General features: G+C 66.0%; 2 protein-coding genes and 2 pseudogenes. 3 read left to right on the top strand and 1 reads right to left on the bottom strand.

Features of this window, described 5'->3' with window-relative positions:
• Together VN047_RS14795 and VN047_RS14790 are read left to right on the top strand one after the other, a co-directional pair.
• A pseudogene (locus tag VN047_RS14795) lies at nt 1-292 on the top strand (hypothetical protein); the annotation flags it as partial.
• Between the two features lie 115 nt (nt 293-407).
• Entirely contained in the window at nt 408-869 is a 462-nt protein-coding gene (locus VN047_RS14790) for a DNA starvation/stationary phase protection protein (RefSeq protein WP_325543945.1), read from the top strand.
• An 87-nt stretch (nt 870-956) separates the two neighbouring features.
• Here the strand turns inward: VN047_RS14790 and VN047_RS14785 are convergent, their stop codons facing one another.
• Complete coding sequence (locus VN047_RS14785; protein ID WP_325543943.1) at nt 957-1,352, bottom strand: YkvA family protein; 396 nt, start codon at nt 1,350-1,352, stop codon at nt 957-959.
• 24 nt (nt 1,353-1,376) lie between these two features.
• On the opposite strand from VN047_RS14785, the pseudogene VN047_RS14780 reads away from it, so the two are divergent.
• Nucleotides 1,377-1,648 (top strand): annotated as a pseudogene (locus VN047_RS14780) (dipeptide epimerase); the annotation flags it as partial.

The following is a 1,648-nucleotide window of genomic DNA, read 5'->3' as shown; positions in this document are numbered from 1 at the left end:
TGACCCGGGGGCTGGCGATACGCGGGCGGTGCTCGCGGGACGGATGCTCGCCGCGCAATTCGGCGATCGTAGCCATTTCCTGATCGGCGCGCTCGCCGCGACGAGCGGTGCGGGGCAGTGGGCAGCGGCGGGCGGCCTGATCGGCTGGACGCTCGCGATGCTGCCTTTTCTTGCCTTCGGCCCCGTGCTCGGCGAAAGGCGCGCGGCATATATTCTCCGCTGGGTGAGCGCCGCAATCCTTGTGCTTTGGGGGATTCGCACTGGCCTCGGCGTATTCGGATTGATCGGCTAGATCGGTCGACTGTTCCAGTTTCATCGTTTTTATCGATGAAACTGGATCAAAGCTTCAATGGGAAAGCACTGCCGGGACCGGCTATATCGGTCGGGCAAACAGAAAGGATGCTCCCATGTCCGATAAAAGCACCAATATTCCCGCCGTCGCCGATGCGCTCAACGCGCTGCTCGCCGACAGTTTCGCGCTCTACCTCAAGACGAAGAATTACCACTGGCACGTCCAGGGTCCGCGCTTTCGCGAACTGCACCTGCTGTTCGACGAGCAGGCGGCGCAGGTCTTCGCGACGACCGACCTGATCGCCGAACGCGTGCGCAAGAATGGCGCGCCGACGCTGCGTTCGATCGGCGATGTCGGCCGGCGCCAGTCGATCCGCGACGATGATGCCGGGTCGCAGGATGCCGAAGCGATGATCCGCAATCTGGCGGACGACAACAAGACGCTGCTCGGCCAGCTAAAGGAAGTGAAGGCGGCGGCTGAAGCCGATGGCGACATCGCGACCAGCGGACTGGTCGACGGCTGGGCCGACGAGACGCAGCAGCGCATCTGGTTCCTCGAAGCGACGCTGGGGTATTGACGGGCGAGCTGCGGTCGGCGGCTTTGGGTGGAGCGTGCGGCAACTTCCGGTCGGAAAGCAGACAGCCCGCCTCGCTCATTCAGCGACCTAATGCCAGGGCGAAGTACGCACCGCCCAGTAGACGATATAGAGCAGCGCCGCCCACAGCAGCAGGATGAACGCCATGCCGGCACGGCTCGACGGGCGCTCGCTCGCGGTTTCGGCAGCGGCGTGGAGTTCGGCCCATAAGGGCGCCGGGATCAGGCGCCGCACCATCACGAGCCCGAGCGGGACGATGACGAGATCGTCGAGCCAGCCGAGCACGGGGATGAAATCGGGAATGAGGTCGATCGGCGACAGCGCATAGGCCGCGACCGCGATCGCAAGCAGGCGCGCGAGCCATGGCACACGCGGGTCGCGGGCCGCGAGCCAGGCGGCGTGCGCTTCGACCGCGAGGCGGTGGCCCAGATCGCCGATGCGTTCGGAAAGGGATTTGCCGGTCATCGCATCCACCCTTACTGTGCTGTCATGGCTATCCAACTGAAAAGCGCGCGTGTCGAACGCTGGCCGGTCGCCGGAGAATTCGTCATCAGCCGCGGCGCGAAGACGCATGTCGACGTCGTCGTGGCGGAAATCGAGGGCGACGGTGCCTCGGGTCGCGGCGAGGGCACGCCCGTCTATTACCTTGGCGAGGACGCGGCGGGGTGCCGCGACCAGATATTGCGCGCCGCGCCCTACATCGCCGACATGGGCGCCGCCGAAGCGCGCGCGGCAGTGCAGGAGCTGATGGCGCCCGGCGC

It is taken from the genome of Sphingopyxis sp. (assembly GCF_035565275.1).
Lineage (GTDB): Bacteria > Pseudomonadota > Alphaproteobacteria > Sphingomonadales > Sphingomonadaceae > Sphingopyxis.
Note: the sequence above shows the minus strand (reverse complement) of the source record. Positions and strands in the feature narration are given on the sequence as shown.

Excerpts from the sequence above, each read along its gene's own strand:
- VN047_RS14790 (WP_325543945.1), top strand. The coding sequence starts at position 408 with ATGTCCGATAAAAGCACCAATATTCCCGCCGTCGCCGATGCGCTCAAC.
- VN047_RS14785 (WP_325543943.1), bottom strand. The coding sequence starts at position 1,352 with ATGACCGGCAAATCCCTTTCCGAACGCATCGGCGATCTGGGCCACCGC.